Annotated in this window: 20 protein-coding genes and 1 pseudogene; 13 read left to right on the forward strand and 8 right to left on the reverse strand. The window is 44.1% G+C overall.

What is annotated here, in order from left to right; genetic code table 11:
• The first annotated feature begins 176 nt into the window (after nt 1–176).
• Nucleotides 177–1,004: a 4'-phosphopantetheinyl transferase family protein gene (locus AC3CKG_RS04265; protein ID WP_488528852.1), complete on the forward strand. Its 828-nt coding sequence runs from the start codon at nt 177–179 to the stop codon at nt 1,002–1,004.
• A gap of 20 nt (nt 1,005–1,024) precedes the next feature.
• Here AC3CKG_RS04265 and AC3CKG_RS04270 read toward each other — a convergent pair whose 3' ends face one another.
• Nucleotides 1,025–1,432: a thioesterase family protein gene (locus AC3CKG_RS04270; RefSeq protein WP_016784706.1), complete on the reverse strand. Its 408-nt coding sequence runs from the start codon at nt 1,430–1,432 to the stop codon at nt 1,025–1,027.
• Nucleotides 1,433–1,788: 356 nt separating this feature from the next.
• On the opposite strand from AC3CKG_RS04270, the gene AC3CKG_RS04275 reads away from it, so the two are divergent.
• From AC3CKG_RS04275 to AC3CKG_RS04285, 3 genes are all read left to right on the forward strand, one after another.
• Entirely contained in the window at nt 1,789–2,784 is a 996-nt protein-coding gene (locus AC3CKG_RS04275; protein WP_004736072.1) for a TRAP transporter substrate-binding protein, read from the forward strand.
• A gap of 65 nt (nt 2,785–2,849) precedes the next feature.
• Nucleotides 2,850–3,605: a TRAP transporter small permease gene (locus AC3CKG_RS04280; protein WP_076671185.1), complete on the forward strand. Its 756-nt coding sequence runs from the start codon at nt 2,850–2,852 to the stop codon at nt 3,603–3,605.
• Between the two features lie 2 nt (nt 3,606–3,607).
• Nucleotides 3,608–4,969, forward strand: a complete 1,362-nt coding sequence (locus tag AC3CKG_RS04285) for a TRAP transporter large permease (RefSeq protein WP_004736074.1) — start codon at nt 3,608–3,610, stop codon at nt 4,967–4,969.
• Between the two features lie 61 nt (nt 4,970–5,030).
• On the opposite strand, the gene AC3CKG_RS04290 is transcribed toward AC3CKG_RS04285, so the two are convergent.
• From AC3CKG_RS04290 to AC3CKG_RS04300, 3 genes are all read right to left on the reverse strand, one after another.
• Entirely contained in the window at nt 5,031–5,204 is a 174-nt protein-coding gene (locus tag AC3CKG_RS04290; protein WP_170960631.1) for a hypothetical protein, read from the reverse strand.
• A 78-nt stretch (nt 5,205–5,282) separates the two neighbouring features.
• Complete coding sequence (locus tag AC3CKG_RS04295; RefSeq protein ID WP_488528853.1) at nt 5,283–6,632, reverse strand: sigma-54-dependent transcriptional regulator; 1,350 nt, start codon at nt 6,630–6,632, stop codon at nt 5,283–5,285.
• A gap of 60 nt (nt 6,633–6,692) precedes the next feature.
• Nucleotides 6,693–8,501, reverse strand: a complete 1,809-nt coding sequence (locus AC3CKG_RS04300) for a sensor histidine kinase (protein ID WP_488528854.1) — start codon at nt 8,499–8,501, stop codon at nt 6,693–6,695.
• Between the two features lie 161 nt (nt 8,502–8,662).
• Between AC3CKG_RS04300 and AC3CKG_RS04305 the strand changes: the two are divergent.
• The 8 genes and pseudogenes from AC3CKG_RS04305 to AC3CKG_RS04340 form a co-directional block, all read left to right on the forward strand.
• Nucleotides 8,663–8,845: pseudogene (locus tag AC3CKG_RS04305) on the forward strand (hypothetical protein); the annotation flags it as partial.
• 293 nt (nt 8,846–9,138) lie between these two features.
• Entirely contained in the window at nt 9,139–10,437 is a 1,299-nt protein-coding gene (gene tig, locus AC3CKG_RS04310; protein ID WP_017110087.1) for a trigger factor, read from the forward strand.
• 105 nt (nt 10,438–10,542) lie between these two features.
• Nucleotides 10,543–11,169, forward strand: coding sequence for an ATP-dependent Clp endopeptidase proteolytic subunit ClpP (clpP, locus tag AC3CKG_RS04315; RefSeq protein ID WP_004736080.1), 627 nt, complete (start codon nt 10,543–10,545; stop codon nt 11,167–11,169).
• Between the two features lie 81 nt (nt 11,170–11,250).
• Nucleotides 11,251–12,531, forward strand: a complete 1,281-nt coding sequence (clpX, locus tag AC3CKG_RS04320) for an ATP-dependent protease ATP-binding subunit ClpX (RefSeq protein WP_017110086.1) — start codon at nt 11,251–11,253, stop codon at nt 12,529–12,531.
• A 132-nt stretch (nt 12,532–12,663) separates the two neighbouring features.
• The gene (lon, locus tag AC3CKG_RS04325) at nt 12,664–15,015 is read left to right on the forward strand and encodes an endopeptidase La (RefSeq protein ID WP_488528855.1); all 2,352 of its coding nucleotides are present in this window, start codon (nt 12,664–12,666) and stop codon (nt 15,013–15,015) included.
• Between the two features lie 192 nt (nt 15,016–15,207).
• Complete coding sequence (locus AC3CKG_RS04330; protein ID WP_004736083.1) at nt 15,208–15,480, forward strand: HU family DNA-binding protein; 273 nt, start codon at nt 15,208–15,210, stop codon at nt 15,478–15,480.
• A 220-nt stretch (nt 15,481–15,700) separates the two neighbouring features.
• On the forward strand, nt 15,701–17,566 hold the full coding sequence (gene ppiD / locus AC3CKG_RS04335; protein WP_017110084.1) for a peptidylprolyl isomerase: 1,866 nt from the start codon (nt 15,701–15,703) through the stop codon (nt 17,564–17,566).
• 225 nt (nt 17,567–17,791) lie between these two features.
• Complete coding sequence (locus AC3CKG_RS04340) at nt 17,792–18,091, forward strand: ComEA family DNA-binding protein (protein ID WP_102249863.1); 300 nt, start codon at nt 17,792–17,794, stop codon at nt 18,089–18,091.
• On the opposite strand, the gene rrtA is transcribed toward AC3CKG_RS04340, so the two are convergent.
• Nucleotides 18,082–18,630, reverse strand: coding sequence for a rhombosortase (rrtA, locus tag AC3CKG_RS04345; RefSeq protein WP_488528856.1), 549 nt, complete (start codon nt 18,628–18,630; stop codon nt 18,082–18,084). The genes AC3CKG_RS04340 and rrtA overlap by 10 nt on opposite strands.
• Before the next feature lie 9 nt (nt 18,631–18,639).
• Here rrtA and AC3CKG_RS04350 point away from each other — a divergent pair, with 9 nt between their 5' ends.
• Nucleotides 18,640–19,239: a tRNA-uridine aminocarboxypropyltransferase gene (locus AC3CKG_RS04350; protein WP_488528857.1), complete on the forward strand. Its 600-nt coding sequence runs from the start codon at nt 18,640–18,642 to the stop codon at nt 19,237–19,239.
• 26 nt (nt 19,240–19,265) lie between these two features.
• On the opposite strand, the gene AC3CKG_RS04355 is transcribed toward AC3CKG_RS04350, so the two are convergent.
• The 3 genes from AC3CKG_RS04355 to AC3CKG_RS04365 all read right to left on the reverse strand — a co-directional run bounded on the left by AC3CKG_RS04355 (nt 19,266) and on the right by AC3CKG_RS04365 (nt 22,651).
• On the reverse strand, nt 19,266–20,609 hold the full coding sequence (locus AC3CKG_RS04355; RefSeq protein WP_488528858.1) for an anti-phage deoxyguanosine triphosphatase: 1,344 nt from the start codon (nt 20,607–20,609) through the stop codon (nt 19,266–19,268).
• A gap of 55 nt (nt 20,610–20,664) precedes the next feature.
• Entirely contained in the window at nt 20,665–21,249 is a 585-nt protein-coding gene (yfbR, locus tag AC3CKG_RS04360; RefSeq protein ID WP_065104861.1) for a 5'-deoxynucleotidase, read from the reverse strand.
• A gap of 169 nt (nt 21,250–21,418) precedes the next feature.
• Nucleotides 21,419–22,651 (reverse strand): pyridoxal phosphate-dependent aminotransferase, encoded by a 1,233-nt coding sequence (locus AC3CKG_RS04365; RefSeq protein WP_017110067.1) that lies wholly within the window; start codon nt 22,649–22,651, stop codon nt 21,419–21,421.
• Nucleotides 22,652–22,705: the final 54 nt, after the last annotated feature.

The following is a 22,705-nucleotide window of genomic DNA, read 5'->3' on the forward strand; positions in this document are numbered from 1 at the left end:
TGATCTGTGTTTTAATTTGTTATTATTTGGAAAATTAGTTTTAAGTCCTCATATGAAGGGGGTTTCCCTCCCGTATTCTCTAGGTTCCACTTAATTCATAGGTGAGTTAAATTTGTTCGATTGGGTTGTTCCAATCGTGTTGTGAAGAGTGATTTATAGAAGTGAGTTCGAGTTAAATGAAAACTCCTGTTGTTGATTTGTGGCTATGCTCTTTGAGTAACTTGAATGACCAGCCAGACAATGTATCTCAGCTCAAAAAGAGACTGACGGCAGACGAGATAGCCAAAGTTGAGCGCTATCGAATGCCCTCATCTCAGACTCAAGCTTTGTATGTACGAAATTATCTGAGAGCGATCTTATCTCTCTACTCTTGTTTGTCGGCTGAAGAGTGGCGTTTTGAATATGGTGAGAAAGGGAAGCCAAGATTAATTGAGAAACAACAAATAGAAACCGGCCTGAATTTCAATATCAGTCATAGCAAAGAACATTTGTTAATCGCAGTTTGCCAGAGAGAAGGGAAGTCACTTCAATTAGGCGTCGATATCGAACATGCCAGAAGCTCGACCAATATCGACTCGATCATGAAGCACTATTTTTCAGATACGGAATTGACGGATTTACTTAAGCTCAACAAAGAAGAACAAAGAGAGCGCTTTTTCGATCTGTGGGCGCTGAAGGAGTCGTATATCAAAGCGACGGGCAAAGGGCTAGCCACATCGTTGCGAAGCTTTTCGTTTGATTTCTCCAATCTGACGGAGCAAACACTGTCACTTCACGCTTCGGATTTTCAGCCAAACTTGCAGGATGAAATTAGATTGCATGGTGAAATCAGCATATACAGTGGAGTTGGGTTGGATGTTACTGAGCAAACCGATAGTTCTACAGATTGGCAATGTTGCTTAGGGCAGTTGGATGAGCAGTATCGATTTGCGGTTACGCTTGGTGGGGCGAGTCTTCTAATGCAATTAGAGATGAGAACTTTTTCGTCGTCTCATCTCTTTTAAGCTAGTTTGGTGAGATGAAGTTAGTTCGTTTCGCCAAGCATCGCTTTTAATACTTCAGCAGGCACGGGCTGCAGTTGCTTGTCTTTGTCTAGGCAAACCATTTCGATATCACCAATCACAGCAGGTTTGGTTGCATCTTTACGCCACACTTCTTGTCGCCATAGCGTTTTGTATTTGCCATCAAGTTCAAAAGAGGTTCGGATGTCGCAGATCTCAGCGAACTCAACCCCATCTTGGAAAGTCATGTTGGCTTTATACACCGCAAAACCTAACCCATGTTCATTCCACAATGTCGCCAGTTTATCGCTGCCTAATACATGCTCGCGCGCACGCTCGAAGTATTTAAGAAAGTTAGGGTGATAAACCACACCTGAGTGATCGGTATCTTCATAGTAAATTTGTACTGGGTGATGGTAGATCTGGCTCATTGATATCAACTCTTATTAAGTAGCGTTGTAGTAAATCTGACTAAGTTGTGCAGCACTCTACAGGATAGGTAGAAATTACTTCAAGGCATCATCGACTATCGAGCTTTTGGTCAGACCTCATTCGGCCTTATTCATTACTAATACGTTGGTCAGCTTCCACCCATTTACAAATATTCTATGTGTCATTTTCCACCCATTAATTTTTGCGGCGAGTTGGTGACTACTGCAGGCCGATATCATGAAGCCTTATGGTTAAAGGGTTGTTAATGGTTTGTGTCAATGTGGCGCGCTAATTGCCTTAGTGAAAGCACGCAGTTCCCATTGAAGGGCTGCTTTGTTTACTAAGGAGAATAATAATGTTTAAGCCTCTTACCCTGCTGTCTGTATCTGCTCTGGCGCTCACAAGTTTTAATGCTGCTGCAAACTGTGACCCAGGTGAAATCGTGATTAAATTCAGTCATGTAACCAATACCGACAAGCACCCGAAAGGCATTGCCGCTTCTTTACTGGAAGAGCGAGTAAACACGGAAATGAATGGCAAAGCTTGTATGCAAGTTTTCCCTAACTCAACACTCTACGATGATAATAAAGTATTGGAAGCCCTATTAAATGGTGATGTTCAAATGGCGGCACCATCGCTGTCTAAATTTGAGAAGTTCACTAAGAAATACCGCATTTTTGACCTTCCTTTCCTATTTGAAGACGTAGAAGCTGTTGACCGTTTCCAAAACTCAGAGTCTGGTGAAAAGCTGAAGAACGCGATGAAGCGTCGTGGCCTTCAAGGTCTAGCGTTTTGGCACAATGGCATGAAACAGATGTCGGCGAATAAACCTCTTATCAACCCTGAAGACGCGGAAGGTTTGAAATTCCGTGTTCAAGCATCAGACGTATTGGTGGCTCAGTTTGAACAACTAGGCGCTAACCCACAGAAGATGTCTTTCAAAGAAGTTTATGGTGGCCTGCAAACTAAGGTTATCGATGGTCAAGAGAACACATGGTCAAACATCTACGGTAAGAAGTTCTTTGAAGTACAAGACGGCGTAACTGAAACCAATCACGGTATCTTGGATTACCTAGTTGTAACGTCAAACGACTTCTGGAAAGACCTACCTGAAGATGTACGTACACAGCTTGGCACTATCGTTCAAGAAGTCTCTGAAACACGTAATGCAGAATCTTCAAAAGTTAACCTAGCGAACAAAAATAACATCATCGAAGCCGGTGGTGAGGTTCGTACACTTACGCCTGAACAGCGTGAAGCATGGGTAGCTGCACTTCAACCAGTATGGAAGAAGTTTGAAAAAGACATCGGTTCAGACCTTATCGATGCAGCGTTAGCTTCAAACCAATAACACCGCTAAGGGAGTGGCGTGCATTTCGCCACTCCTTATTAAAATAACTATAAGCGGAGTCAATTATGGATAATCCTCAAATGGAACAACCAAATTCTAGCGAATCAGCACTGGAAACCTCTCTTTTTTCCAAAGTCGGAAGAGTTACGGATGTGATTGAAGAGTCATTAATCGCATTTTTCCTTGGCGCAATGACGCTACTTACTTTTGCCAATGTGGTGTTTCGATATGCATTCAACGACAACATCTTATGGGCACTGGAACTGACTGTGTTCATGTTCGCTTGGATGGTGTTAGTGGGCGCATCTTATGGCGTTAAAAAACACTTCCACATTGGTGTTGATGTGATCATCAACCTTGCCCCAGAAAAGCTACGTAAAGTGTATGCGTTGATTGCCGTTACAAGCTGCCTGGCCTTTTCAATTCTACTTCTTATCGGTTCTTGGAATTACTGGTACCCGTTCGCGACCGAGCGAGCTTGGTATGAAACCGATGATATTCCAATGCCAGAGATGCTTCAGTTTCTTGCTGACTGGCTGAATGAAGGCGAGCGATACGAGAAACTGCCACGTTTTATTCCTTATATGGCGCTGCCGATTGGTATGGCAATGCTGACGTTCCGATTCATCCAAATCGCTTATCAAGTGGCGACGGGCAAGCTTGACCGCATGATTGCAGGCCATGAAGCCGAAGAAGAGCTGGATGCATTGAAAGCTGATGTGTTAGCGGGTTCTGATGAAGACGCGACAGCGGTATTGGATTCGACTAAGCAAAACAAGGCGAACGAGTCGGGTACAAAATCTAACGGTAAGGAAGACTAATCATGGCAATGTTATTTCTATTTTTAATGGTAATTGCTTTCATGTTGGTCGGTGTACCAATTGCGATTTCCCTTGGTTTATCAAGCGTCATATTCTTGTTGATGCACTCTGATGCGTCACTAGCTTCGGTTGCACAAACGCTGTTTAATGCATTTGCAGGCCACTACACACTCTTAGCGATTCCTTTCTTTATCTTGGCCTCTAGCTTTATGTCTACTGGTGGTGTGGCGAAACGTATTATCCGTTTTGCTATTGCAATGGTGGGTTGGTTCCGCGGCGGTTTAGCAATGGCATCGGTTGTGGCGTGTATGATGTTCGCAGCGTTATCAGGTTCTTCACCGGCTACGGTTGTGGCAATCGGTAGTATTGTTATCGCTGGTATGATCAAAAACGGCTACACAAAAGAGTTCGCTGCAGGGGTTATCTGTAACGCGGGTACGTTGGGTATCTTGATTCCACCATCCATCGTTATGGTGGTGTACGCTGCGGCGACGGATGTATCTGTGGGTCGTATGTTCTTAGGTGGTGTGATTCCTGGCCTGTTGGCGGGTGTGATGTTGATGATAGCTATCTACATTGCAGCACGTATTAAAAAAATTCCTGCACAGCCATTTGTGGGTTGGGGTGAGATGTTCGCAGCTGCGAAGGATGCGAGTTGGGGCTTGTTGCTGATTGTTATCATTTTAGGTGGTATTTACGGCGGTATCTTTACTCCGACAGAAGCGGCGGCTGTTGCAGCGGTTTACGCGTTCTTCATTGCCAACTTTATCTACAAAGATATGGGGCCGTTTGCGGACAAGAAAAATACAAAGCCTGCTTTGGTGAAAGTGTTCCAAACGTTTTTCCATAAAGACACCAAAGATACGCTCTATGATGCGGGTAAGCTGACCATCATGTTGCTGTTTATCATTGCCAATGCTCTGATTCTTAAGCATGTACTGACAGAAGAACGTATTCCTCAGATGATCACGGAATCGATGTTGTCTGCAGGTTTAGGTCCAATCACCTTCTTGATTGTGGTGAACGTTCTACTCTTGATTGGTGGGCAGTTCATGGAGCCATCAGGCTTGCTGATCATCGTTGCTCCGTTGGTTTTCCCAATTGCAATTGCACTGGGTATCGACCCAATTCACCTTGGTATCATGATGGTGGTGAACATGGAGATAGGGATGATCACACCGCCTGTGGGGCTCAACTTGTTTGTGACCGCAGGAGTCGCGAAGATGTCGATGATGAACGTAGTAAAAGCCGCACTGCCATGGGTTGGCGTGATGTTCTTATTCTTGATTATCGTAACGTATGTGCCTTGGGTATCAACATGGTTACCAACCACCTTGATGGGACCGGAGATCATAACCAAATAGCGGTTCGTTCTATGTGATTAGAATTGAAAAAGTCTTATTGTAATAAAAAATGAGGAGGTCACTAGACCTCCTCATCTATATTTCTACCGCGACTCGAATGAGGATTAATCTGCTCATACAGTGCTCGCTTCGCTTCTAATTCTGGTGTGTTTAAGTCGACATGCTGATCGGTGTAGTAGATACCGTCTATCTCAAACGTATCAGTAATCGATGGTACTTTCGTTTTCTCACCCATACCTATTTCCTTATCCTATTTATTGCATAACATCCTGTTATCAAAATAAGTATAGGTGATCTTACTCCCAAATCTAATCTAGTTTTGTTCTACCTTATAAGACTCTTTCGTGAGCTGGTGTTTTTGCATCTTGTCGTAGAGTGTTTTTCGGGGAAGTTGTAGCCTTTCCATTGTCTCTTTTATGCTGCCGTTACACTCAATAAGTGCTTGCTTTAACGTGTTTTTTTCAAAGTCAGAGACCAGATCGGTGAGTGACATTTCATGGCTGGAGTCGGTGCTGTTTTCTGACATGTGGGAAAGCTTACCTAACAATACAAAACGTTCTGCAGTATTACGTAATTCACGTACATTTCCCGGCCAATCATGGGCTAGAAGCTCATGGAGCTGCTTTTGTGGAAGCGCAGGCGCTGTTTTCCCATAGCGAGCTGCAGCAACCAGTAAGAAGTGGTGAAATAGTGCAGGGATGTCTTCTTGGCGGCTTCTTAACGGCGGTAAATCTAAGGTAACAACATTGAGTCGGTAATAGAGGTCTTGTCGAAAAGTCCCTTCTTCAGCGGCTTTCTTTAGATCGATTTTGGTGGCGGCAATCACACGTATATCGAGAGGCACCAAGCTATTGGATCCAACTCTCTCAATCACCCGTTCCTGCAATACACGCAGTAGACGTATTTGTGCCTGCATTGGCATGGATTCAATTTCATCTAAGAATAGGGTTCCGCCTTGAGCAAATTCAAATTTACCGACACGTTTGCTTTCTGCGCCAGTAAACGCGCCTTTCTCATGCCCATAGAGTTCGCTTTCAATCAGGTTCTCTGGAACCGCACCGCAATTGACGGCGACAAAGTTTTGTTCTCGTCGGCTGCTTTGTTCATGCAGGGAACGTGCGACCAACTCTTTGCCTGTGCCAGTTTCACCAAAGAGTAAAATGTCAGCGTTAGTGTCTGCCACATGAGTGATGATAGAACGCAGCTCAGTCATGGATTGTGTGTCACCAATGATTCTTGGTCCAAGTGCTTTACTGGCCTTGAGCGAGCGCTTTAATTCAAGGTTCTCAAGGGTGAGTTGACGTTTATCTATCGCACGTTTGGTTGTTTCAATTAAGCGCTCATTGGCAAACGGCTTTTCAATGAAATCATAGGCACCGTCTTGGATGGCTTGTACTGCCATGGAGATGTCACCGTGGCCTGTGATCATAATGACGGGAAGTTCTTTATCTTTGTGCATCAGGGTATTGAGAAGGTCATGCCCTGATATACCTGGCAAGCAAATGTCAGTGATGATGACATGGGGAAGCCCATTCGCTTGGATAGCGAGCAAGGCGGATTCTGCATCAGGAAAGAATTCAGCATCGATATCAGCAAGTTCAAAACTCTGCTCGATAGCCATTCTTAAATCGGATTCATCATCAATGAAATAGACGTGACACATAGTTATTCCTTTAATCTTTTATTTTTATTATTGGTGAAGGTGTACTGGTTTGCTTGGCGACTAATCTGATTCTTTTGTTGGAACGATAGGTAACTCGATACTAAATCGAGCACCACCTTGAGGGCTGGTACCTGTAATAAGCTTTCCGTTAATTCCGCTGATTATTTGTTGAGAGATCGACAGGCCTAACCCAAGCCCATTCTTCTTCGTAGTATGGAAAGGTTCGAAAAAATCACCGTTCGAAGGTGAGGAAAATCCCGGGCCATTGTCATCGATATGAATAAGCAGTGTACTCGTTGTGTCTGTGCTTGGTGGTCGTATCTCCAACAAGATGGACAATTGCTTGTCGTCTTGTTGATCCATTGCTTGAATGGCATTGGTCAGCAAGTTAATAACGACTTGTTCCAGTTGGATAGCATTGGCGACCACTCGAACATCAAAAGCATCGGGTAACTCATTAATTTTTACCCTCTCGCTCTTGAGTTGAGGCTTCATCAGTTCTTTTGAGGAATGAAGAACCGGTAAAATTTGTAACGTGTGTAACTCTTCAGCGGTCGATTTCTTAGCAAAGGAGCGAAGTTGGTGGCTGATTTTAGCCATTCGATCGGTGAGCGCTGAGATCCGAGATAAGTTGTCATCAACACGGTCGGTCTTTTCTTTGGCGAGAAACAGTCGGCCATTGTCTGCATAACTGCGAATAGCCGCTAAAGGGTTATTCAGCTCATGACTGATGCTCGCTGACATCTGACCCAGAACGGCCAATTTTGCGGCTTGGATGAGTTCATCTTGGGTTTGTCTGAGTACGCGCTCTGTTTCGATACGTTGCTTGATCTCTATATGAAGCTCAGAGGTTCTTTCGAGCACTTGAAATTCAAGTTTCTGGTTCGCTTCAGACTGCAATCTGTCGATCTGCGCACGCCTTTGTTGACGATGTGTGTTGAGTTGTATCGCAAGATAAATAATGGCGAACACTAAGCTCAACACCACGAGGTAGGCGATCAAATCCCACCAGACTAGGTGAGTTGGAGAGAACACTCTGACGGTTAATCTAGGGTCGGACAGGAAGCGTGAAGAGGTAAAGAACTGTTCCTTTACCAATGGATGAGACGACTTAATGCTGCTGGTGGCGCTTTCTAAATCGCCGGAGAAATGGAGGCTCTCGATATTGGTATCTAGATATTGTTGGCTTTCTCTAATACGAGATCGTTGCTCTTCGCCCAAAGGTTGCAGGCTTTTGAACAGCCATTCAGGATTACTCGACATGAAAACAATTTGGTCTTTATCGTCAGCAACAAAAAAGCTCTGCTTACCCTTCCAACTGGCTTCAATCAGCGATAAATCCATCTTTACGACAATAACGCCAATAATTTCAGCGGCATAGGATACAGGGTAGGAATAGTAATAGCCGCGTTTTCCTGAGGTCGAACCTAACGCAAAGTATTGGTTTTCATGACCAAGAATGGCTTGTTGGAAATAGGGACGAAAAGCAAAGTTACGTCCAACAAAAGAGCGCTGTTGATTCCAATTACTGGCCGCAATCGTGGTGCCGATGCTGTCGAGTAAATACGTGTCTGATGCTTGAATGACACTGTTTACATGGCGTAGGTAGCGATTCGTGAGTTCAATTTGCGCAGAGTTACTGGGTGAATGCAGGGCATCAATCAACTCTTTGTCTTTTGATAATAGCTCTGGAATGTGCGCGAATTTGTCGAGTTGGCTTGAAATATGGACCGAAAAGCGGTCGAGTTTGGATTGATGATCATTTAACAAACTTTGATGGCTGGTGTTCCATACCCAGTGGCCACCGACAATCATCAACAAGCTATAAGTGATCAACAATAAAACAGGCACTCTTAAAGCTTGAAACATGGTGGATCTCCGCTAAATCTGGGCAAAATCAACAAGCCTGCATTCTCGGGTTAAGACCGTAAACAATAGTTATTTTTACGGAAATTTAAGAGTTAGCAGCTCAGAATAGGTTAAGGCCTTGTAATGGAGATTGTTGAAAAAGTTATCGACTCTGAGGGGTAAAACAAGAGCAAGATCTCTTTTTAAGGTTTTTAGCAAAAAAAGCCCTCCATTCCCTTGAAAAAGTCGCTATTGTCCCCATTTCTGATGTGCTAAGTGATGATTTGATCGTTTTTGTATCATTTAGTTGGACGAATTTAGAGCATTCATCATCAAGCAGAGGTGAACGGCTCGACAGAGATTAAACAGATCGCTAGAATGTCGCGTCTAAAATTTCTGTCCTGAGGCTAATCGGAGATACCTTTCTTGTTTCTGAAAACAAGCTTTATTGCGTTTTAATCGACGCGTGAAGAACGAAGATATCGCTGATTAGTCTGGTGTTTGGTTGAATAATCAATTCAGACATCAATGCTCGATTTTAAATTAGGTGTTCGGATAGAGCACTACACAAGAATGAAGCTAACAACGTCGGCTTTGAATAAAAGCTAAGTTACGGCTCATATGCTCAGATTACTGAGCCAGTTTTGAGGTTTATATAATGCAAGTTACTGTTGAAACGCTAGAAGGCCTAGAGCGCCGTCTTAATATTACTGTTCCTGCTGCTAACATCGAAGATGCAGTTACAGCTGAACTACGCAACATCGCGAAAAACCGTCGTTTCGATGGTTTCCGTAAAGGCAAAGTGCCAATGAAGATGGTTGCTAAAATGTACGGCCAAGCAGTACGTCAAGACGTGATGGGCGAAGTAATGCAACGTCACTTCATCGAAGCGATCGTTAAAGAGAAAATCAACCCAGCTGGCGCACCTACTTTCGCACCAGTTGAAAACAACGCAGGCGCTGACCTAGTATTCAACGCAACTTTTGAAGTTTACCCAGAAGTTGAGCTGAAAGGTCTAGAAAACATCACTGTTGAGAAACCAGCAGTAGAAGTTAAAGAAGCTGACGTTGAAGAGATGATCGAAACTCTACGTAAGCAACAAGCAACTTGGACTGAAGTTGAAACTGCAGCTGACGCTGGTTCTCGTGCAACTATCGACTTCGTTGGTTCTATCGACGGTGAAGAGTTCGAAGGCGGCAAAGCTGAGAACTTCCCACTAGAGATGGGTGCTGGTCGCATGATCCCTGGTTTTGAAGACGGTATCGTTGGTAAAACAACAGGTATGGAATTTGAAATCGAAGTAAACTTCCCAGAAGATTACCACGCAGAAAACCTAAAAGGTAAAGCTGCTAAGTTCGCAATCAAGATCAACAAAGTTGAAGCTCGTGAACTTCCAGAACTAAACGAAGAATTCGTTTCTAAGTTTGGCGCTGCTGACGGTGTTGAAGGTCTTAAAGCTGAAGTTCGTAAGAACATGGAGCGTGAGCTTAAGCAAGCTGTTAAGAACCGCATCAAAGAGCAAGCAATCGACGGTCTAGTTAACGAAAACAACATCGACGTACCTTCTGCTCTTATCGATCAAGAGATCGGTGTTCTTCGTCAACAAGCTGCTCAACGTTTTGGTGGCAACACTGAAGCTGCTGACCAACTTCCACGTGAGCTGTTCGAAGAGCAAGCTAAACGTCGCGTAGTTGTAGGTCTTCTTCTTGGTGAAGTAATCAAGACTGAAGAACTAAAAGCTGACGACGAAAAAGTTAAAGCTATCATCCAAGAGATGGCTACAGCATACGAAGATCCAACTGAAGTTATTGCTTACTACGAGCAAAACGAGCAAATGATGAACAACATGCGCAATGTTGCTCTAGAAGAGCAAGCTATTGATGCAATCATCGCTAAAGCTCAAGTTTCTGATAAAGAAGTTAGCTTCAACGAGCTAATGAATCAGCAACCTGCTTAATATAGTAATATCTGACGTAGAAGGTTGACGTACGGTCAACAATTCTGCTAACAATGGTCCGTATGATTTAATCATTCGGGCCATTTATTTTAGGGACATAAGAATATGAGCTACCAAGAAAAAAACACAATGCCATCGATTATGGACGCACTAGTTCCTATGGTGGTTGAACAGACTTCCCGTGGTGAACGTTCTTACGATATTTATTCTCGTCTATTAAAAGAACGTATCATTTTCTTAACAGGTCAAGTGGAAGACCACATGGCAAATCTTGTCGTGGCTCAACTGCTTTTCTTGGAATCAGAAAACCCAGACAAAGATATCTATCTTTACATCAACTCACCTGGCGGTAGCGTAACAGCGGGCATGTCTATCTACGACACAATGCAGTTCATCAAGCCAAACGTGAGCACAGTATGTATGGGTCAAGCTTGCTCTATGGGTGCATTCTTACTAGCGGGTGGTACTCCAGGTAAGCGTCACGTGCTTCCAAACTCACGTGTAATGATTCACCAGCCACTTGGCGGCTTCCAAGGCCAAGCGTCTGATATTCAAATTCACGCGCAAGAGATCCTAACGATCAAGCAAAAGCTAAACAAACTATTGGCAGAGCATACAGGTCAGCCTCTAGAAGTTGTTGAGCGTGATACAGATCGTGACAATTTCATGTCTGCTGATCAAGCAGTAGAATACGGCTTAGTGGATTCAGTTCTTAATCACCGCGGTCAATAATTGCACGGCAATTGTTTAACGCAAAGTGATTCAAATTGATATACACTCAAGCATAGAGAGTAAAGGCTAAGAGGTTAGCGAATGACAGATAAAAGCAAAGAGGGTGGTAGCGGTAAACTGCTTTACTGCTCTTTCTGTGGCAAAAGCCAACACGAAGTTCGCAAGTTAATCGCAGGTCCTTCTGTTTACATTTGTGATGAATGTGTCGATCTTTGTAACGACATTATTCGTGAAGAAATTAAAGATGTTCTTCCTAAGAAAGAATCGGAATCGCTGCCAACGCCGCGTGAGATTCGTGAGCATCTTGACGACTATGTAATCGGTCAAGAATACGCGAAAAAAGTGCTAGCAGTTGCGGTATACAACCACTACAAACGTTTACGTAATGGTGACACGACAGCTGAAGGCGTAGAGCTAGGTAAGAGTAACATTCTTCTTATCGGTCCTACTGGTAGTGGTAAAACGCTACTGGCTGAAACGCTGGCTCGTTTCCTAGACGTTCCATTCACAATGGCAGATGCAACAACACTAACCGAAGCTGGTTACGTGGGCGAAGATGTTGAAAACATCATCCAGAAGTTGCTTCAGAAATGTGATTATGACGTAGCGAAAGCAGAACGTGGCATTGTTTACATCGATGAAATCGACAAGATTTCTCGTAAAGCTGAAAACCCATCAATCACGCGTGACGTGTCTGGTGAAGGTGTACAGCAAGCTCTACTAAAACTTGTTGAAGGTACAGTTGCTTCAGTTCCACCTCAAGGTGGTCGTAAGCATCCACAGCAAGAGTTCTTGCAAGTGGACACGTCTAAGATCCTATTTATTTGTGGCGGAGCATTCTCTGGCCTAGATAAAGTGATTGAACAACGTGTAGAAAAAGGTTCGAGCATTGGTTTTGGCGCAGAAGTGCGTTCAAAAGACGAAGCAAAAACTGTGGGTGAATTGTTCACTCAAGTTGAGCCTGAAGATTTGGTGAAGTACGGTCTAATTCCGGAATTCATTGGTCGTCTACCCGTGACAACGACATTGACGGAACTTGACGAAGAAGCTCTAGTTCAAATTCTTTGTGAACCGAAGAATGCGCTTACTAAGCAGTACGCAGCATTGTTTGAAATCGAAGATACTGAATTAGAATTCCGCGAAGATGCTCTACGTGCGATTGCTAAGAAAGCAATGGAACGTAAAACGGGTGCTCGTGGTCTGCGTTCTATCTTGGAGGGTGTTCTACTAGAAACTATGTACGAACTGCCATCTTCGACAGATGTAAGCAAGGTTGTGATTGATGAGTCGGTAATTAATGGTGAGTCAGAACCACTGTTGATTTACAGCAACTCAGATAACCAAGCCGCGGTTGCAGAGTAGGTCTTTTTTAGACAAGTCACTCAAATTGAAAAAGGAGGTAAGCAATTACCTCCTTTTTTTTATTCTTCCATTGAATCCAGTCGTTTAAGCCCCATATACTGCTTTATAAGTTAAAGCGGAAGAGAGAAATATATGAACTTGGAACGTTCCGAGCGTATCGAAATCCCCGTGCTACCTCTACGTGATGTAGTGGTTTACCCACACATGGTTATTCCATTGTTTGTCGGTCGTGAAAAATCGATTACTTGCCTTGAATCGGCAATGGAAGCTAACAAACAAGTACTACTTGTAGCGCAGAAAGAAGCGGACACTGATGAGCCTTCAATCGAAGACCTATTTAATGTAGGTACCGTTGCTACCATTCTTCAGTTACTTAAGCTCCCTGACGGTACTGTAAAAGTACTTGTTGAAGGTCAGCAGCGTGCAAAAATTCACCAATTTAAAGAAAGTGAATTTTTCCTAGCGGATGCCGAATACGTTGTAACCTCAGAACTTGACGAAAAAGAACAAGAAGTGGTTGTTCGCAGCGCGATCAATCAATTCGAAGGCTTTATTAAGCTAAACAAAAAAATCCCACCAGAAGTTCTAACGTCTCTGAACGGTATTGATGAGGCTGCACGCCTAGCCGATACGATTGCAGCGCACATGCCACTTAAGTTGGTAGATAAGCAGCACGTTCTAGAAATTGCAGATGTGACTGAACGTCTGGAATTCTTAATGGGCCAAATGGAGTCAGAAATTGACATCCTGCAAGTTGAAAAACGCATTCGTGGCCGCGTTAAGAAGCAGATGGAAAAATCTCAGCGCGAGTACTACCTGAATGAGCAAATGAAAGCGATTCAGAAAGAACTGGGCGAGATGGATGACGCACCTGATGAATTCGAGACTCTGAAGAAGAAGATCGAAGATTCAAAAATGCCTCAAGAAGCTCGTGAAAAAACCGAGCAAGAACTGCAAAAACTGAAAATGATGTCGCCAATGTCTGCTGAAGCAACAGTAGTACGTAGCTACATTGATTGGATGGTTGGTGTTCCTTGGGCTAAGCGTTCAAAAGTTAAGAAGAATTTAGCGAAAGCGGAAGAGGTCTTGAATGAAGACCACTACGGCTTAGAGCGTGTTAAAGAACGTATCCTTGAATACTTGGCAGTACAAAACCGAATTAACAAGCTAAAAGGTCCAATCCTTTGTCTTGTTGGTCCTCCTGGTGTAGGTAAGACCTCACTAGGTCGCTCGATTGCCGCTGCAACGGGTCGTAAATACACTCGTATGGCTTTAGGTGGCGTACGTGACGAAGCGGAAATTCGCGGTCACCGTCGTACTTATATCGGTTCACTTCCGGGTAAACTGATCCAGAAGATGTCTAAAGTTGGCGTTAAGAATCCACTGTTCCTATTAGATGAAATCGATAAGATGTCGTCTGATATGCGTGGCGACCCATCTTCAGCGCTTCTAGAAGTGCTAGATCCAGAGCAAAACGTTGCATTCAACGATCACTACTTAGAAGTCGATTACGATCTGTCAGATGTGATGTTTGTTGCAACGTCTAACTCAATGGACATTCCTGGCCCGCTACTGGACCGTATGGAAGTGATTCGTCTGTCGGGTTACACAGAAGACGAAAAGCTGAACATTGCTAAGAGCCACTTACTGGACAAGCAAGTTCAACGTAACGGTCTTAAGCCTCACGAGATTAATATCGAAGATTCTGCAATTGTCGGCATTATTCGTTATTACACGCGTGAAGCGGGTGTGCGTAACTTAGAGCGTGAAATCTCTAAGATCTGTCGTAAAGCAGTTAAGAACATCCTGCTAGACAGCAGCCTTAAGTCTGTAACGGTTAACATTGATAACCTGAAAGAGTACTTGGGTGTTCAACGTAATGACTTCGGCAAAGCGGATGAGAGCAACCGTATCGGTCAAGTGACTGGTTTAGCGTGGACTCAAGTTGGCGGCGATCTGCTGACTATCGAAACTGAATCAATGCCAGGTAAAGGTAAGCTAACGCAAACCGGTTCTCTTGGTGATGTGATGAAAGAATCGATTCAAGCGGCAATGACTGTGGTTCGTTCTCGTGCGGAAAATCTGGGTATTAATTCAGATTTCTACGAGAAGCGTGATATTCACGTTCACGTACCTGAAGGTGCAACACCAAAAGATGGCCCAAGTGCGGGTATCGCAATGTGTACTGCACTTGTTTCTAGCTTAACGGGTAACCCTGTGAAAGCTGAAGTGGGTATGACTGGTGAAATTACCCTACGTGGTGAAGTTTTACCTATCGGTGGCTTGAAAGAAAAACTGCTTGCTGCACACCGTGGTGGCATCAAAACGGTCTTGATTCCAAAAGACAATGAGCGTGATTTGGAAGAGATTCCAGACAATGTTATTGCTGACTTACAAGTGATCCCAGTCCAGTGGATTGATGAAGTACTGAAAGTCGCGCTAGAACGAGATCCGTCAGGGGTCGAGTTTGACGTGAAAAAATAGTGATGCGTAGCAAAAACTAGTAAAGAATTACGCTGATAGGCCCGAAAAGGCTTGTCAGCGTTTTTTTTGGACGCTAAGTTATTCCACTAAAGCGGCAATCCCTTTTGTAATAAGGCTTGCGGCTAAATTAAAACCAAAATGGAACGTACAGTCATCGAGAAGTAGTCACAGATGACACATAGGGGAAAAACAGTGAATAAAACACAACTAGTAGAATCAATCGCAGAAAACGCAGACATCTCTAAAGCTTCAGCTGGCCGCGCTCTAGACGCTTTCATCGAAGCAGTTGGCACAACGCTACAATCAGGTGACCAAGTGGCACTTGTAGGCTTTGGTACTTTCAGTGTTCGTACTCGTGCTGCTCGTACAGGTCGTAACCCAAAAACTGGTGAAGAGATCCAAATCGCAGAAGCTAAAGTACCTGGCTTCAAAGCGGGTAAAGCACTTAAAGACGCATGTAACTAATTTTCACTGCTGAAACCTCGAGTTTTAAGAGGGGAAGGCAGTAAAATGCGTTTACTGTTTGAAAAATGATGTTTCATTCTTAGACAGTATGTGTGCAAAGCACATTGAACTTATTTAAATTATGCGCATCCTACTGATGCGCATTTCTTTTTCTGATAATATCGCGTGAATAGATTTTTATTTTGAAGCCAATGCTTCATATCCGGAGAGCACTTAAATTATGATGGATCGATTACGCGAAGGCGTGAATAGCATCGCGGTAAAAATTATCCTTGGGTTGATTATCCTGTCATTCGTATTCGCAGGTGTAGGCAGCTACATCACCGGTGGCGGTAACAACGCAGCAGCTAAAGTTGGCAATACAGAAATCGCTCGTGGTGAGTTCGAACAGGCTTACCAAAACGAACGTAATCGCATGCAGTCTCAACTAGGCGATTACTTTGCCCAAATGCTTGCAGACCCTGCATACGTAGAGTCTTTCCGTAAATCAGTTCTTGATCGCATGATCAATGACGTTCTACTTGAACAGCAAGCTGAGTCTTTAGGTCTACGAATCAGTGATACTCAAATCCGTACAATGATTCTAGAAATGCCTCAATTCCAAACGGCTGGTCAATTCGACCAAGAAGTTTACCAATCGGCATTACGTCGTGCAGGTTTCAGCGCAGAAAGCTTCGCTGAATACATGCGTCGTGATTTAATGCGCAACCAGCTTGTTACTGCCCTACAAGGCAGCGAATTCGTTCTTCAAGGTGAGATCGATACGCAAAGCAAGCTTATTGCTCAAACTCGTGACATTCGTACTGTGACTCTTTCTGTTGCTGACCTAGCAAAAGACATCGAGTTAACTGACGAACAAATCGAACAGTACTACCAAGAGAACCCAGCAGCTTACACTCGTCCAGAGCAAGCCAAGGTGTCTTACATTGAACTTTCTGCTGAAGCACTTAAGTCTCAGCTTGAAGTTAGCGATGAAGAAGCTCAGAAATACTACCAAGAGCACTTAGACAAGTACTCAACTGAAGAGCAACGTAAAGTTAGCCACATCCTAGTTCAAGGCGATGACGAAGCGAAAGCTCAGTCTATCCTAGACGAGCTAAATGCAGGCGCTGATTTTGCTACGCTAGCAGAAGAGAAATCTGATGACTTCGGTAGTGCAGATGTTGGCGGTGACCTAGGTTGGATTGAACGTGATGTTATGGACCCAGCATTCGAAGACGCGGCTTTCGCTCTTGAGAATATTGGCGATACGACTGGCCTAGTTAAATCTGATTTCGGCTACCACATCATCAAGTTAGACGAACTAAAAGCATCTCAAGCTCAGCCTTACACTGAAGTAGCGGCAGAGATTAAGACAGAGCTTCTAGACCAACACGCAGTTGATCAGTTCTACGAGCAACAAACTGAACTTGAAAAAGTAGCGTTTGAATTCCCAGATTCTCTAGACGACTCTGCTGAAGCTATCAACGCGAAAATCACGACGACTGATTTCATCTCTCAAGCTGACGCTCCAGAAGTTCTGATGACGCCTGCAGTAATGCAAGCTATCTTGAGCCCTGAAGTGAAAGAAGACGGTCTGAACTCTGAAGTTATCGAAGTTGCACCTGAGCACGTGATTGTTGTTCGTGTAGAAGAGACTCGTGACGAAACAGTTCTTCCTCTAGCTGAAGTGAAAGATCAAGTTGTCGCTGCACTGTCTGCGGTACAAGCAGAGCAACAAGCGGTTGAGCTTGGTGTATCTCTTGTTAACGAACTTAAGCAAGGTAACGAAGCGGTACTTTCAGACAACAACCTTGAGTTCACTGAACTTGAAACGATTGACCGTAACTCTCCACTTGCCGCTTCTGTATTCGCACTATCGAAACCAGAAGAAGGCCAAGCGGTATTTGGTCAATCTAAAGACCAAGACGGTAACATCGTCGTTGTTGAGCTTTCTAAAGTGACGGCTGAAATCAACCCAGCTTACAGCACTCAAATCGGTGCTCAGTTAGAGCGAGTTGGTAATCAGCAAGACCTTACTAATGTACTAAACGTACTGCGCAAAAATGCAGACGTTGAATACTACGTAGTGGGTCAAGGTCAGTAAGCGTTTGATTACCTTAGTAGCAAGCTCAAGTTAGAGTTTACTACTGAGAATCAACATATGGTTGTTAAGCTCCAATTCAGATTTGTGAGCCAACAAACAAGCTGATGAAAACAAGATGTATAACAAAGCGGGTCACTTCGGTGACCCGCTTTATTTTTATCTGGCGTTTGTGTTATCTGCAGCGGCAAATACATAAGTTACCTTTTTTGTACAAAGGAACGGTTTATGCGCGCGATATATTCAACACTACTTCTTTCATTTCTTATTACCCTGAGCTCTGCAGTGCTTGCTGATAGCCCAACTAAAGCTGAGCTATACGATGGCATTGAGATCACGGTAAACATCAACACAGCGACAGCAGAAGAGCTATCAGCCTTATTAGTAGGTGTGGGTGATAAGAAAGCAAAAGAGATTGTTGATTACAGAGAGAAGAACGGTGAGTTTGCCACCGCTGACAGTTTGGTTAACGTGAAAGGGATAGGTGAAGCCACAGTCGAAAAGAACCGTGAAAGAATTCAGCTTTGATTCGTTTTTCTATTCGTTATAAATAAAACGACAGCCATGAAGCCTCCAGTCAATGCTCCTGCTAGGTGGGCTTCAATGGCGACACGAGCATTAATCAGTTCGCCAGTCGTGCTAGAAGGGCCAACAAACTGCTCCCACGCTATCTTAGCGATTAATCCGAATACTAACAGCCAACTAGAACTCCTGCCGTTTAGCGCCTCTCTGAGCGCGAATAAACCAAATAGCCCATGCAAAGTTCCCGATAAGCCAACATAGATTTGAATACTCGACAGCAACAGAGCGAATCCAGTGACTAAACTAATGAAAAGCAATGCGCTGAGTAGTTGTTTTTTATTGGGTTGAAACAGATAACTGATGATCCATAAGCCGGCTAGATTCATCAGCAGGTGCGAGTAGTTGGTATGTGAAAAGTTTCCTGTTAGGATCCGCCACCATTGCCCATCGGCGATAGCATTTTTATCCCAAACTACCCAAGGCTGCACAGGCTCTAGTTGGAATAAGACGCATAAAAGTGAAGTGAAAATTAAAACAGGGTACACATTAAATCCATGTCTCGTTATTGCCGCCAATGCAGCAAGGCTTTGAAAGCTTGTATATGTCAGTGGGTTACGCCACTAGAATCGAACGTTGAGCTTATCATTCTTCAGCATCCATCAGAAGCGCATCGCCCAATGGGAACTGCGCGTATCCTCTCTTTGTCTCTAAAAAACAGTGTGACGCTTGTGGGGGAAGACTTTTCAGAGAATACACAACTTAACGAGTTGCTGGCTGATGAGCAGTATCAACACGTGATTTTGTACCCTAGCGAACATTCTGTTTCTGTTGAGTCTGCAATCTGCCCACGTAAAAAGCTGCGTGTAATTTTATTGGATGGTACATGGAAGAAAGCGTTCAAAATGTGGCAGGTATCGAGTAACTTGCACGCGCTACAAACCGTTCATTTACCTAAAGACCTTAAAGGTAATTACCGGATCCGCAAAGCGCCAAGTGAAAACAGTCTTTCAACCGTTGAAGCTGGCTATCATTTGCTTAGTTTGTTAGAAAATGACGTCGATTTTAGTCCTTTGCTAACGGCATTTGACCAAATGATTCAGTTTCAAATCAATCAAATGCCGCCCGGCGTGTTTGAGAAAAACTACTTAGATTAAGCCGTTTTAGTAAAGTGAGTCAGGAATTAAAACTCGGTATGCGCCGAGAACAGTTGCTGATGCATTTTCTGAGCAAGATCATCGGTCATAGATGAGATGTAGTCGGCTATCACGCGCATCTTTCTCGACTCATCTTCATGCAGTAGCCATTGCTTTTTGATTGGCAGTGGCAACAAACGTTCAGGATCAGCACTGAATGCTTCAAACATGTCCATGATGATCTGCTGACCCTTATATTCAATCACTTGAACCTGTGGCACTTGAATTACAAATTCACTGACAAAGCGCTTAAGCCTATCCAACGTAGCATCCATGCTCGGCTCAAGAAAAGCGTTATAAGCCAGCAGCACGTTTTCAAATTCTGTATCAACGGGCTTGATAGAAATACTGGTGAGTAGTGCGTTAACTATCCCACCTATCGCATCTTTTCTACGATATTGCTCTCCCGAAAAAAGCATTTCAGTAATCGAATCTAAATGCTCACAGATCCAAGGATCAGCCATCTCTTTCAATTGAGGATAAGCCGATTCAACCCATTGTGCTTTGGTTACCGAGCCAAGCACAATCGCATCTTCCAAATCATGCACGCCATAAGCGATATCATCGGCCAATTCCATGATCGAACAGTCGAGTGATTTGTATTTGGTTTTGTTGTGCTCAAGTGGTTCGGTGTGTGATTTCCTTTTCTGTTTTAGAAGCTGTTGGTCGCTGCTTGAAAGCGGCTCCAGTACCCAGTTAAACAGTTCTTCATCATGATCATAGATGCCTTTTGCTGGCATCCAATCTTTAGCTCGGAGTTGTCGTTGATGCTTAACGGGCTCAGACTGCAATTTAGCTTGAACTTCACTAAGCAGAGAAGGGTACTTAATCAGACCTAACAGAGTTCGTCGGGACAGGTTCATCCCGTGATGTTCAGTGTAGGGTTCTAATTGAGTCACGATTCGGAACGTTTGGGCATTGCCTTCAAAGCCACCATGATCGCGCATCATATAGTTCAACGCGACTTCACCACCGTGCCCATAAGGTGGATGGCCAATGTCGTGAGCCAGGCATAGCGAGTCGATCAAACTGTCTGAAGGCAACAAATCACGAAATTCAGGCTGTTTTTTCTTTAGCTGAGCGACAATCCCCGTACCAAGCTGAGCAGCTTCTAGTGAGTGAGTTAAGCGGGTACGGTGAAAATCATTCACCGTAGTGCCATGTACTTGCGTCTTGGCTTGTAAACGACGAAACGCTGCTGAGTGAAGCACGCGAGCACGATCGCGTTGATATGGGCTACGGTGATCGTCTCTTCTGATCTTATGCTCATCGTTGTTTCGATCTTGCCATTCTTGCTCGAGTACAAATGGTGGTTCGATTGGAGAAGTCAAAATAGCACCTATCAAATTGATTTTATTTAGATAATTACACTCAACTTATACCTAGCTAACTGATTTCGTCTAGTGATAATTCGAAACTGGGTGCAAATGTCGTCAGAAAGTAATCCATCTCCGGGCTTTTGCGTTGTGATAGCGTCTCTTCAAGCCTGCGTTTGGCCTGTTCGTATTCGTGGTTTCCCGCGCTGAGTTCTTCCAAGCATTTGAGGTAAGCGCAGATAGTGTCGGCTTGCTTGACGATGCTTTGTTCTTCTTTGTTTGCTGTTCCGGATATTAAGAAGGGAGCGAAATCGTCTTGGAATTCTTCCGGTAGCATTGAAAGCAGTCTTTGTTCTGCTGCGGCTTCTATCTTCTTGTACTCTTGGGCGATGTCTGGATTGTAGTATTTAACCGGAGTTGGTAAATCGCCCGTCAGTACCTCGCTGGTATCGTGGTACATGCCAAGCAGCGCAATGTGCTCGGGGTTGAGCTGACCATCAAACTTCTTATTTTTAATTAATGCCAAGGCATGTGCGACGAAAGCCACCTGTAGGCTATGTTCTGAAATATTCTCGCTTGAGATTGAACGCATCAGGGGCCAGCGTTGAATCAGCTTCATACGGGCAAGATGGGCAAAGAAATGGCTTTGTTTCATAAGAGTCCTTTCTAAACAATTCTCCACTCGTATCTTGTGTTTGCGCAGGGATACGAGACAGCGGATACAAAAAAGGCTCCCAAACAGGAGCCTTTTAAGCATAGAAGTGATTGATTACAAGTTAAAGTCTTTTAAAACAGCAAATTGTAGTCATAACTTTTTGCGTTAATTAATCGACTGTGAGCTCATCTTGGCTGTAAGTTTGTAAGAAGCGCTCTAGGCGACCAATCGCGATTTCTAGATCTTCGATGTGCGGCAGAGTCACGATGCGGAAGTGATCCGGTTTCGGCCAGTTGAAGCCAGTACCTTGAACCAATAACACTTTCTCTTGCTTAAGGAAGTCGAGTACGAATTTCTGATCGTCTTTGATGTTGTACATGTTGGTGTCGATCTTAGGGAACAGGTACATCGCGCCTTTTGGTTTCACACAAGAAACGCCAGGGATCTTGTTGATCAGTTCCCATGCACGGTCACGTTGCTCAAGCAGTCGACCACCAGGAAGAATCAGTTCGTTGATACTCTGATAACCACCCAATGCCGTTTGGATGGCGTGCTGCATTGGTACGTTGGCACACAAACGCATCGAGGCGAGCATTTCTAGCCCTTCGACATAGCCTTTCGCGATGTGTTTCGGACCCGTTAAGAACATCCAACCACCACGGAAACCACATACACGATAAGCCTTAGACAGACCGTTGAATGTCACCATGAGTACGTCTTCAGCAAGCGTTGCGACTGACGTGTGGACTGCACCGTCGTAAAGTACTTTGTCGTAGATTTCATCAGCGAAGATGATCAAACCGTGCTCACGAGCAATCTCAACAACTTGTAATAGGAAATCACGACTGTATACCGCACCCGTTGGGTTGTTCGGGTTGATAAGAACGATGCCGCGCGTTTTTGGTGAGATCTTCGCGCGCATGTCATCTAAATCTGGATACCAATCAGCATCTTCATCACACATGTAGTGAACCGGCGTGCCACCAGAAAGCGCAACAGACGCTGTCCATAGTGGGTAGTCCGGAGCGGGAACTAAGATTTCATCACCATTATCCAGTAGCGCCTGCATAGACATAACGATAAGCTCTGATGCGCCGTTACCAATGTAAACGTCTTCTACATCAAGGTTACGTAGGCCTTTTTTCTGGTAGTGCTGAACAACCGCTTTGCGGGCTGAATAGATGCCTTTTGAGTCACAGTAACCTTGAGATGTCGGTAGGTTACGGATTACATCAACAAGGATTTCATCAGGGGCGTCAAAACCAAATGGGGCGGGGTTACCGATATTAAGCTTCAGTATTTTATGCCCTTCTTCTTCCATGCGCTTAGCATGTTTGAGTACAGGTCCCCTGATTTCGTAGCATACGCTGTTGAGTTTTGACGACATCCCGATATTTTGCATTGCCGATTTCCTGAAATTAATTTAAATACTTTATTAAAGTACCGCAAAACGGGG

The organism is Vibrio sp. QJM3NY_15 (assembly GCF_057785995.1).

What these genes read in the sequence shown, in the direction of transcription:
- AC3CKG_RS04265 (WP_488528852.1), top strand. Translation starts at nt 177, where the DNA reads ATGAAAACTCCTGTTGTTGATTTGTGGCTATGCTCTTTGAGTAACTTG.
- AC3CKG_RS04270 (WP_016784706.1), bottom strand. Translation starts at nt 1,432, where the DNA reads ATGAGCCAGATCTACCATCACCCAGTACAAATTTACTATGAAGATACC.
- AC3CKG_RS04275 (WP_004736072.1), top strand. Translation starts at nt 1,789, where the DNA reads ATGTTTAAGCCTCTTACCCTGCTGTCTGTATCTGCTCTGGCGCTCACA.
- AC3CKG_RS04280 (WP_076671185.1), top strand. Translation starts at nt 2,850, where the DNA reads ATGGATAATCCTCAAATGGAACAACCAAATTCTAGCGAATCAGCACTG.
- AC3CKG_RS04285 (WP_004736074.1), top strand. Translation starts at nt 3,608, where the DNA reads ATGGCAATGTTATTTCTATTTTTAATGGTAATTGCTTTCATGTTGGTC.
- AC3CKG_RS04290 (WP_170960631.1), bottom strand. Translation starts at nt 5,204, where the DNA reads ATGGGTGAGAAAACGAAAGTACCATCGATTACTGATACGTTTGAGATA.
- AC3CKG_RS04295 (WP_488528853.1), bottom strand. Translation starts at nt 6,632, where the DNA reads ATGTGTCACGTCTATTTCATTGATGATGAATCCGATTTAAGAATGGCT.
- AC3CKG_RS04300 (WP_488528854.1), bottom strand. Translation starts at nt 8,501, where the DNA reads ATGTTTCAAGCTTTAAGAGTGCCTGTTTTATTGTTGATCACTTATAGC.
- tig (WP_017110087.1), top strand. Translation starts at nt 9,139, where the DNA reads ATGCAAGTTACTGTTGAAACGCTAGAAGGCCTAGAGCGCCGTCTTAAT.
- clpP (WP_004736080.1), top strand. Translation starts at nt 10,543, where the DNA reads ATGAGCTACCAAGAAAAAAACACAATGCCATCGATTATGGACGCACTA.
- clpX (WP_017110086.1), top strand. Translation starts at nt 11,251, where the DNA reads ATGACAGATAAAAGCAAAGAGGGTGGTAGCGGTAAACTGCTTTACTGC.
- lon (WP_488528855.1), top strand. Translation starts at nt 12,664, where the DNA reads ATGAACTTGGAACGTTCCGAGCGTATCGAAATCCCCGTGCTACCTCTA.
- ppiD (WP_017110084.1), top strand. Translation starts at nt 15,701, where the DNA reads ATGATGGATCGATTACGCGAAGGCGTGAATAGCATCGCGGTAAAAATT.
- AC3CKG_RS04340 (WP_102249863.1), top strand. Translation starts at nt 17,792, where the DNA reads ATGCGCGCGATATATTCAACACTACTTCTTTCATTTCTTATTACCCTG.
- AC3CKG_RS04350 (WP_488528857.1), top strand. Translation starts at nt 18,640, where the DNA reads ATGTCTCGTTATTGCCGCCAATGCAGCAAGGCTTTGAAAGCTTGTATA.
- yfbR (WP_065104861.1), bottom strand. Translation starts at nt 21,249, where the DNA reads ATGAAACAAAGCCATTTCTTTGCCCATCTTGCCCGTATGAAGCTGATT.
- AC3CKG_RS04365 (WP_017110067.1), bottom strand. Translation starts at nt 22,651, where the DNA reads ATGCAAAATATCGGGATGTCGTCAAAACTCAACAGCGTATGCTACGAA.